Origin of the sequence: Oceanispirochaeta sp. (genome assembly GCF_027859075.1) — a bacterium.
In the GTDB taxonomy this organism is placed as follows: Bacteria; Spirochaetota; Spirochaetia; order DSM-2461; family DSM-2461; genus Oceanispirochaeta.
In genome coordinates this window covers 1-8,489 of the sequence record NZ_JAQIBL010000220.1, presented here as the reverse complement: position 1 = coordinate 8,489, position 8,489 = coordinate 1, and the positions used below count along the sequence as shown (strand labels likewise).

Sequence of the window (8,489 nt, the reverse complement as noted above, 5' to 3'; positions counted from 1 at the left end):
TCCCGGATCAGGACAAAACGCGGATTATCATACTCGGCAATCTGCACCATTCCATGCTCATCCACATCCACGATGGTAAAGGTGGAATAGCTGATCTTCCGTATGCTGCACACAGGAAGGGTTCTTGAAATGAGCTCAGCAGTTTTAAGAGGAGAGAGATTGTTCTCAATGGACCTTATGGCCATGGTGGCCGTCAGGGAGGAGAGTACATTTGCCCGGATTCCGCTGCCCAGACCATCGGAAAGCACCGAAATGATCCTCTGCCGCCCCTGAGCCTTCCGGGTCAGAAAAGCATCACCAGGAGCAGACTCGCCCTTCTTTGTGACCTGAAAATGACCCACATCGAAAAATGTCTTAATCATCGGATTCCTGATCCGATTCAGAACCGAAAGATGTGATAATGGAGTTCAGCATAATCTCGCTCTGAGCCGCATTTTCTCCCAGAAGAAATGCTATCTGCTGCACCGTGGATATGCTGTTTTCCATCACCTTCCGGGCCTGTTTGATCACCTGGTCTTTCTGGACCCAGGGAAGAGTGATATCCTGAAAGATCCCTCCCACAGCCTGATTCTTTTCAATAGTAAAGACAGAACCGGTAAAAATTTTATTCTCCAGGTGAAAGGTCTGGTCTGCCAGAACCCCTTCTTCCGAAAGGACTCCTTGAAACAAGGATGTAAAGGGCAGAATTTTTTCCAGGGACGCCCCCTTCAAACCGGGTTTTGTTTCATAAGCTGCCAGAGTCTCCTCACCGATCAGCATGGCAAATGCCCTGTTGCACTGGATGATCATCATCTCCGCATCCACAATGACGGCGCCGGAAGGCATGGATTTGATGAGGGCATCCGCCTTCTTCTCTGAGAGTGTCTTGAGGTAACTGACGCACATATCCTTCTCAGCACGGCCATCGAGAAAGGCTGCGGCATAATCCCGGCAGGTTGAGTAACCGCAGGCACCGCAGTTTTTCTCATCACTGCTTTCATATTTACCAATGGTATTCAGGGCCTTCCTTATTTCCATTTCATCAAAGCTTCTTTGCGTCACAGCCTCAATTTTCCGTTTATAGATAATGCTGCTGCAGGGTTTATAAAGAGACAGCTGCTCTTCGCGGCTGGTGATATAATCCAGGAGCTGCTTCTCCTTCACCGCAGTTCCTGATGTTTTTCCACAGCCGGGACCATTGATGCATCCCCCTTCACAAGCCAGGAGTTCAAGAAACAAAGGATCTTTCTGCCCCAGAGATTCCAGATTCTGTAGTACCTCGGCCATGGAATGAACATTCGTAAAACTCATAAGCTGATTATCCGGAAGGGCCACGTTCTGCATTTTCAGGCTCCGAATCATTCCCCCTTCCAGGGGATAGGAGGCTCCGTCATAGGAATATTGGGGAACAAAATTTTCATCCTCATCACCGCTGAGAGTATTCAGATCTATCTGATACTGGGAGAACCAATTCTTCAGGTCTTCAAAACTAATGGCCCTATGCAGAAGGTCCTCTCTGAGATCGGCTTCCCTCTTTTTAGAAATACAGGGTCCTGCAAAAATAACAATACAATCCTCACCGTATAGATCTTTCAGCATCTGGCAGTGGGTCAATAAAGGCGAAAGGTGATCGATGACATAGGAGGAATATTGAGGTTTATGTTTGCGGATATATTCCACCATGGTAGGACAGGCAGAGGAAATAAAGACACCCTTCTCGGCCTTCTTCAGAATCTGACTGGTATGCCGGCTCACTTCCTGTGCCCCGAGAGCAGTTTCGGAAACGGCCCAGAATCCCAGTTTCTTGATTCCTTTGATCAGTACAGAAGGAGAGATCCCGGGGAACTCCCCCACAAAAGAGGGAGCCAGAGACAAAATGACTTTCTTATGTTCCTGAAGAGCCCTTTGCGCCCGGGGCAGGTCATTCCGGATCTTTTTAGCCCCTACCGGACATTTCAGATAGCAGTTTCCGCAGAGAATACAGTCGTCCACAAGGATTTTGGCATGGCCGTCTTCCACCTTGATGCTCTTCACAGGGCAATGGCGAATGCATTTGTAACAGTCCTGGCATTCCGTAATTTCCGTATATATGGGGTTGAGTTTCATTAGGGCATTTTCCTGTTTATTCTTTGAGGTAAGTTTCCAGTAGATCAAGGATTTCAGAGCTATCGACAAAGCTGAGCATGGTGTCCCCCAGATACAGGACAGGCCCCCTGCTGCACTGTTCATGACACAGGGCACCAGACAGGAATATATCCGCAGAATCTCTATCTTTTATATAGTCCTGGATAATCTGCAGATTATGATTATTTCCCCGGGAGAAACAAGAGCTCCCCATACATATGGTGATAGTTTTTTTATCCTTCATGATGGTACCTCGGATTGATCCAGTCCCATCATGACAGAAAACAGCGACTATGTCAATATATTGTTATCGATATGATTATACCGATAACCTTGTCATATGCATTTGAGGGGCAAGCTACTTTTTCAGCAGTTTTGGCCGGTCTCCGACAGGCTCTAATTTTGAGATCTTAAAATAGGAAATAGAGTTGTTCAAGCTGAAAGCCTGGGCTGTCAACTCTTCTGCCATGGCAGCCATCTGCTCAGAATTGCTCGCATTCAGCTGAGTGACAGAATCCAGCTGCAATAAAGCCTGATTGATTTGTTCAGCACCGACTCTTTGTTCGTCACTGGACAGATATATTTCCTGAATCAGCTCGGATGTTTTTTGAATATTGGGCAGCATGATAGTCAACATTTCACCGGCCCTTTCTGCAATATTGACACTGGAAATTGAAAGTTCACTGATTTCTGCCGCAGCGACCTGACTCCGTTCTGCCAGTTTTCTGACTTCTGAGGCAACAACGGCAAAACCCTTACCATGCTCGCCTGCACGGGCTGCTTCTATGGCCGCATTCAAAGCCAGAAGATTTGTATTCCTTGCAATTTCCTCAATAATCGATATTTTCTGAGCAATTTGTTTCATGGCGATGACTGTTTTCCTAACGGCCTCTTCACCCTCCATAGCATTTTCAGAGGCCTGCATGGCAATGGATTTTGTCTGCGCCGCATTATCTGTATTCTGTTGAATATTCGCACTCATCTGTTCCATCGACGAAGAGACTTCTTCTGCTGATGCAGCCTGTTCGGACGCTCCCTGTGAAATTTGCTGAGCCGAATCGCTCAGTTCATCACTGCCTGTACTAACATAATCCGAAGAGTTTTTCACATTAGAAATGATCTCTTTCAACTTGTCGACCATGTTTCTCATTCCGGCAATCAGCAAGCCGATCTCATCTTTGCTCGTCAGTTCAATCTGGGCAGATAAATCTCCTTCGGAAATCAAATTCGTAAAGGCCAGTGCCTTGATAATAGGCCCGCTGATGGTCCTGGAAAAGGCAATATAAATGAGAATCGAGAGGAGTAAGGCCAGGGCAGAAACAAGAATAATGATAGTGGTCAGTTGAATAATAGGCTGCATATATTCTGAGTTATTGAGGGTCAGGATAACATACCATTCGGTCGTGTCTATTCTATGGAATCCCGCAGTTTTTTCCACCCCTTTGTAAGCGTAGCGCTGAACACCGGTTTCGACCTTATTCCGAATCTGGTCAGCGATAATTTCCATGCCTGCCAGATCGTTTACATTCACCACAAAAGTCAGAGTTTCATCAGGATGGGCAATAGTAAGGCCGTCTTTATCGACCATGTAAGAATATCCCGTCTCTCCGATGACAGAATCTGAAATTAAATCACTGAGGAATGTCAGATTAACGAGATTTGCCAAGACTCCTATAATTTGTTGTTCGCCGTTATATATGGGCGATGAAATTCCTACAAAAGGGACCTTTGTTACCTTATTTTGAGCCGAACGGCCGATGGTCAGGTCGCCTTTCAGGGCTCCCTGAAAGTAATCCCGATCCTGCACACTGACGCCGAGAAAAGAAGGATTCGAAGAAGCCAGAACTAAACCTGAAGGAGCCATGACAATAACACCCTGATAATCAGTTGAAAAACCATCGATCATCATAAACCTCTCCAAATTTTCATTCAGCTCCTGCAGGGCAATCTTGGCCTCCTGCGGGTCTGAAACGGCAAGTGTCATGGCTTTAATCGCAGGAGAGGACGCGGCAAGACCTGATACTAATTTTATCTCCGAAACCATGAGTTTATTAATACCATTTGAGATGTCACTTGTTCGGTTAATGAGCTGATCCTGTGCACTGTTTGTAAGACTTTTTGATCCCTGAGTGACAGAAACCAGACCCACGGAAAAAATGGTAACAAAAAGAATCAAAGATCCAAGGAGAGTGATTTTTATCGATATATTTAAATTTTTGAACATTGAAAACCCTCTTTATTTATAGAGTATAAATAAGAGAATAATTTAATATTATCCAGAATACAAGTTTAACTATCAATATATAGGTGGAGATTCTATGGAGAAAAGATAGAGAAAACAACAAGGACTCTGTGTGTTTTTTGGTCGTCTTTATTGAATAAAATTGAATCTTATTATCGAGAAAATACTTTAGATTAACTTTTAATTACAACTTTATTTTTTCCTGTATTTTTGGATTCATACAAGCCGGCATCAGCCCTGAGAACAGCAGCTTTCAGGCTGTCATCACTCAGCACGGGAGTGACTCCCATGCTCACAGTCATTGAATTGGACACACCCAGAGCCCGGACAATTTCATCTTCAGACAGGGCTTCTCTGATCCTGTCGGCCAGATTAAGGGCTATCCCTGAGTCCGTATCCAGGAGAATGACAAACTCATCCCCTCCCCAGCGGGCCAGGACATCGGTAGGACGAATCATCTCATGAATGACATCGGTCATCTTAATGAGAAGGTTGTCTCCAGTGGTATGGCCGTACTCATCATTGACCCTTTTAAAATCATCCAGATCAATAATTATAAGAGAATAGGAACTCCCGTATCGTTTCATGCTGTAGATGCCATTCGTGAATCTTTTTTCAAGCTCTCTGCGGTTCAGGGCTCCCGTCAGGCTGTCTGTACTGGCAAGATTTTCCAGATAAACCTGAAAGCTGCTTATTGTCCGGGAACTGAGAAACGACAAAAGAAGTGTAGTGAGAATACCAACCAGAATAGTGAGAATTAGATTCCGTCTAGCAGCACCCAGGTACTCATGTTCTTTCTGTTCCACCAGAACAAACCATCCTAGCTCTTCCATATAACGGGAACTGATAAGGGTCGGATCCGGCTGAGAATTATAGATCAGATCAATCGCCTGCTCTGACGGGGTCAGGAGTTTATCAGCAACATCCTGTAAGCCTGGTATATCATAGATTGAGACTGTTTCAACTTTGCTCAAATCTGAATGGACCTGTATGACTCCTGTATCATCAACCATGTATATGTCTCTATTATACAGATCCCGTTTCTCAGCCAGGGTCGCACTGATTTGATCCAGTCTGACACCGACTCCGGCGATTCCCAGAAACCTGCCATCCGAATCTTCAACTCTGAAATTGACAAAGACCGATAGTAATCCATTCGAGGCTTCATCACTATCAACATCCAAATCATATTTCAGGCCCGAATCCACAAAGCGGTAATACCAGACATCATGGGGATCCACCAGGCTGATTTTTTTCAGAAGACCATCAAAATAATAGTAGTTTCCGGTTTTTTCGGAAACGAAGAAGGTCGTTAAAAACCCGTACTCTTCCCGGATTGTGCTTAAATAGTCGGTGATCTCTTTTTCATTCGATTCTCCCTTGTTTATCCAATTGATCAGAAAAGTATCCCTGGAAATGGCCGAAGAAATATTAATTGGTAAGGAGAGGTTGCTTTGAATATTTGAATAAATGTTCTCACTGAGCAGAGGGAGAGAAGAGTGAAGGATTTCCTTCCTCATGGAAGATCGGGCACTATAGTAGGAGAAAAGACTGATCCCAATAAATGAAACAGCGATAATAGTGATCAGTATTGACTGGGTGAATCTCTTTGACGGGACATGCATATACAATTATATATCTATTTTTTTATCAGGGACAAGTGTTGTTTTAATCAGAGAAGAAGCCTCCATCAAGGATGCAGCGACATGCCGGTCTATCAGGGTTTTCACAGCCAGCCCCAGGAGTATTACCAGGGCTCCTACCGCCTTCTCAACTGAAAATTGTCCATATAGAAAATAATCCACAATCAGCCCCGTAGAAATCTGACCTGAAAAAATGAGGATGGTGCTGTATACAGTCGGGATTTTTGGCAATATCAGATTCATACCAGAGACAACCAGAACGGCGAAAACACCACCTCCCGCAAGGATAAAGGGATGAATTCGGGGTATCAGGTAAAAAGGTTCAGGGCCGGTCCAGAAGAAAAAGAGAAGAACAATCAGGCCGGCAAGACCCATGATAAAGTTATTACGGGTAGCCCGGAAAATCCCGATCTTTTGCGCCAGTTGTGCATTTAACACAGACGAAAGCATCACCATTGTACCCGCCATAAAGGCCAGAAGCACATAGAGTCCCTGTCCGCTGGAACCGCCTGCCATCAATTGAACTCCCAACAGAATCAGAATCCAACCAGCGAGCTTTCCCTTATGAAAAGGGTGCTTTTCCATCCCGAGAAAGCCTGTGATATCCACAATCTGTCCGGCTAGAGTCTGCCCCAGAATTCCCAGGGCGATGGTAAGAGATGCCCCGATGGCCTGGAAACAGATAATATTAAAAAGAGTCAGCCCTACTCCCACAAGACCGCCCAGACGGAGGAAGAGGGGAACTCTTTTCCCTGAACCAACCTGATCCCTCAAGGCAATAACGGCAGTAATAGTTCCTAACCCTACCAGGTGTAATACCAGGGATGCCGGGATAATCCCCATCAACGATGCCAGCTGGGAGTTGAGAGTGATCATAAGGGCAATCAGAGCACCCAAACCAATGGATAAAAGTGGATACAAGATTGTTCCTCCTTGCCTCATCATGGCACAAAGGCTTATTCTTCCATTAGGACATATGTCTTAAACTCAGATTTTCTATATGATTTCAGGAGAATATATGCAAACTTCCAACAGCCGGGATGAAATTGACAGGCTCCTTAACGCCATTCACTGGGCAAAGATTCTGTCAAAAGAGACAGTAGAAACCATAAAAATCTGCATTTTTTCGCCAAGAGAATACATCTTCCGGGAAGGAGAAGAGTGTACATTGTTGTACCTCTATGCCGAGGGAAAATCAAAGGTATTCAAGCGCCTTGAAAACGGACAGACCATGCTGATCCGATTTTTAAGATCCTATCAGCTGATGGGAGATGTGGAACTCTTTCTTGATTCTCCCGCCATCAGCTCCGTCCAGGCAATTACAGAGGTAGTCTGCCTGGGCATTCCCATGAAAACCATGAAGGAAGAAGCCCAAAGGAACAGCACTATTTTATTCAAGCTGGGAGAAGCCCTGGCAAAAAAATTGAAAACCTTCAATATCACCAGTGCTATCAATCAGAACTATCCCCTGGAAACCCGGCTGGCCAGCTACCTCAGGGTCATCTATCCCGGAAGCAGAACTGAGGACGACATTGAAGAGCTGGAGACCGAAAATCTGGAGGAGATGGCAGAATTTCTAGGATGCAGCTACCGTCATCTCACCCGGACCATCAGGATGTTGGTAGACAAGGGGATCATCGAAAAGAAAAGGAAGAGTATAAAGATTCTGGATTCTTCCAGACTCAATGAAATATCACGGGAGCTTTACGTATGACAGAAACAATAAGACAGGACTTACATGTCCATACAACTTTCTCAACCGGAGACAGTGCCATCGTCCCCCAGCAGACTGTAGAATTGATTGCCGGCCTGAACCATGCGCTTATCCGGGGAATCAGCGATCATTTTGAATATATACAGGGATCAATATTTGATGTTTACCAGGCTAAACTCTATGCATATGGCTTTTATTGCGGCTGCGAAGTCAACGACAGTATCGATGCACTGGAAGCGGTGAAATATCCCTATGATTACTACATCTACCACTGCCGGGACAAGGCGTCCGAATACAAAGGGGCGGAAAGACTCCTGAGTACGGGCAAGCCGGTGATTGTGTCTCACCCCATTGCCATCGGTGCCGATCTGAACAAGGTCCCCACAGAGTGTTATGTAGAGATTAACAACCGGTATATATGGAAAACAGAAGACTATAAAAGCTTTTTCGCTCCCCATCTGAACCGCTTCCGCTTTGTGATCGGTTCGGACGCTCACCAGCCAAACTGGCTGAGTCAGACAGTGGCGAGGCAGGCAGCAGTACAGATGGGAATCACAGAATCAAAGATTTTTGCCCACCCCCGGACTCCCACTCTTCGGTAAATAAACCTGTACAAAGTGCAGCAGGAACCGGTCGGTCTCCCTTATTTGATGTCCTCTACCGGGAATGATTTATTTTTCTCTCTTCAGCTCCGCCAGCAGTTCTTTCAGGTTGACCGTACTATAAGTTGATGAGTAATCCGAAACGGCTTAAGGCAGGATGAGATCCTCATTATGAATAATGGAAC

7 protein-coding genes and 1 pseudogene are annotated in these 8,489 nt (G+C 45.3%); 2 read left to right on the top strand and 6 right to left on the bottom strand.

Annotation, left to right across the window (positions count from 1 at the left end):
* The 6 genes and pseudogenes from PF479_RS12400 to PF479_RS12375 all read right to left on the bottom strand — a co-directional run.
* Positions 1-362: pseudogene (locus PF479_RS12400) on the bottom strand (stage II sporulation protein E); the annotation flags it as partial.
* A complete protein-coding gene (locus PF479_RS12395) occupies positions 355-2,085 on the bottom strand; it encodes a [Fe-Fe] hydrogenase large subunit C-terminal domain-containing protein (protein WP_298007008.1) in 1,731 nt (576 codons plus the stop codon). The pseudogene PF479_RS12400 and the gene PF479_RS12395, both read right to left, overlap by 8 nt.
* 16 nt (positions 2,086-2,101) lie before the next feature.
* Positions 2,102-2,347: a (2Fe-2S) ferredoxin domain-containing protein gene (locus PF479_RS12390; protein ID WP_298007006.1), complete on the bottom strand. Its 246-nt coding sequence runs from the start codon at positions 2,345-2,347 to the stop codon at positions 2,102-2,104.
* Between the two features lie 114 nt (positions 2,348-2,461).
* Positions 2,462-4,327 (bottom strand): methyl-accepting chemotaxis protein, encoded by a 1,866-nt coding sequence (locus tag PF479_RS12385; RefSeq protein ID WP_298007004.1) that lies wholly within the window; start codon positions 4,325-4,327, stop codon positions 2,462-2,464.
* 191 nt (positions 4,328-4,518) lie between these two features.
* Positions 4,519-5,970, bottom strand: a complete 1,452-nt coding sequence (locus PF479_RS12380) for a sensor domain-containing diguanylate cyclase (RefSeq protein WP_298007010.1) — start codon at positions 5,968-5,970, stop codon at positions 4,519-4,521.
* A 6-nt stretch (positions 5,971-5,976) separates the two neighbouring features.
* A complete protein-coding gene (locus PF479_RS12375) occupies positions 5,977-6,909 on the bottom strand; it encodes a DMT family transporter (RefSeq protein WP_298007002.1) in 933 nt (310 codons plus the stop codon).
* A 97-nt stretch (positions 6,910-7,006) separates the two neighbouring features.
* On the opposite strand from PF479_RS12375, the gene PF479_RS12370 reads away from it, so the two are divergent.
* Both PF479_RS12370 and PF479_RS12365 read left to right on the top strand, forming a co-directional pair.
* Positions 7,007-7,702: a cyclic nucleotide-binding domain-containing protein gene (locus tag PF479_RS12370; RefSeq protein WP_298007000.1), complete on the top strand. Its 696-nt coding sequence runs from the start codon at positions 7,007-7,009 to the stop codon at positions 7,700-7,702.
* A complete protein-coding gene (locus PF479_RS12365) occupies positions 7,699-8,304 on the top strand; it encodes a hypothetical protein (protein WP_298006998.1) in 606 nt (201 codons plus the stop codon). The genes PF479_RS12370 and PF479_RS12365 overlap by 4 nt, the downstream gene beginning before the upstream one ends.
* The last annotated feature ends 185 nt before the right edge of the window (positions 8,305-8,489 follow it).

Excerpts from the sequence above, each read along its gene's own strand:
- PF479_RS12395 (WP_298007008.1), bottom strand. The coding sequence starts at position 2,085 with ATGAAACTCAACCCCATATATACGGAAATTACGGAATGCCAGGACTGT.
- PF479_RS12390 (WP_298007006.1), bottom strand. The coding sequence starts at position 2,347 with ATGAAGGATAAAAAAACTATCACCATATGTATGGGGAGCTCTTGTTTC.
- PF479_RS12385 (WP_298007004.1), bottom strand. The coding sequence starts at position 4,327 with ATGTTCAAAAATTTAAATATATCGATAAAAATCACTCTCCTTGGATCT.
- PF479_RS12380 (WP_298007010.1), bottom strand. The coding sequence starts at position 5,970 with ATGCATGTCCCGTCAAAGAGATTCACCCAGTCAATACTGATCACTATT.
- PF479_RS12370 (WP_298007000.1), top strand. The coding sequence starts at position 7,007 with ATGCAAACTTCCAACAGCCGGGATGAAATTGACAGGCTCCTTAACGCC.
- PF479_RS12365 (WP_298006998.1), top strand. The coding sequence starts at position 7,699 with ATGACAGAAACAATAAGACAGGACTTACATGTCCATACAACTTTCTCA.